Here is a 912-nt window from a genome sequence, read left to right as displayed (position 1 = left end):
ATTTCACGCTGCCCCTKGCCCTCCAGCCCGGCGAGCCCGATGATCTCGCCCGTGCGTACGGAAAAACCGACTGGCGGGCCATGGTCATTGAGACGAAGCCCTGCCACGACGAGCATCGGCGATCCAATGGCCTGTGCCCTCGGCGGAAAGAAACTCTGAAGTTCGCGTCCAACCATGGTTGCCACGAGCGTTTGGAGATTAAAGTCTTCTGCCMTGGCTGTCTTTACCCAAGCCCCGTCCTTCATGACGGTGATGGTGTCGCACAGTTCGAACACCTCGTTCATCCGATGCGAGATGTAGACGACAGCCTTGTTTTGCGCCTTCAGATCGCGGATGACCTTGAAGAGATGAGCGACGTCCGTTGAGTTTAGTGCCGCGGTCGGTTCATCGAAAATGAAGACATCGGCATTGGATGTCAGGCCTTTGGCGATTTCCACTGCCTGCTGCTGGGCAACCGTCAGCGTTTCCACAATCGCCGTCGCGTCCAGTTGAGGGAAAACGTCGGCAAGCAGCTTGCGGGATCGCTCGACGACCTCGGCGGTGTCTATCGACCCATCGGCACGCCGCGGTTCGTGTCCAAGAAACATGTTTTCGGCGACCGTGAGATTGGGGATCAGGGTGAACTCCTGAAACACTGTCGACACCCCGGCGAGACGCGCTTCCTTGGGGGACCGGAAGGTCACCTCTTCTCCTCGCAGACGGATGCGTCCAGCGGTCTGTTGATAGACGCCGGCCAGAATTCGCATCAGCGTGGATTTTCCCGCCCCGTTCTCGCCCATCAACGCGTGGACGGAGCCGCGTTCAAGCGAAAATTGAACATTCGACAGGACTTTGGTCGCACCAAAGGACTTGTTGATGCTGACCATCTCGACAAGCATACTCATGAACACTTCCATCTGCGAGGGTGAAGAG

General features: G+C 57.7%; 1 protein-coding gene. It reads right to left on the bottom strand.

The genetic code is table 11. The annotated features are described in order from the left end of the window. Window positions 1-884 (bottom strand): sugar ABC transporter ATP-binding protein (locus QD357_RS32605; protein ID WP_414126132.1); only part of this gene is annotated, 884 nt, incomplete at its 3' end. Window positions 885-912 lie beyond the last annotated feature (28 nt).

This window comes from Rhizobium sp. BR 317, from assembly GCF_047445835.1.
Lineage (GTDB): Bacteria > Pseudomonadota > Alphaproteobacteria > Rhizobiales > Rhizobiaceae > Rhizobium > Rhizobium paranaense.
This window is presented reverse-complemented; position numbering and strand designations above follow the sequence as displayed.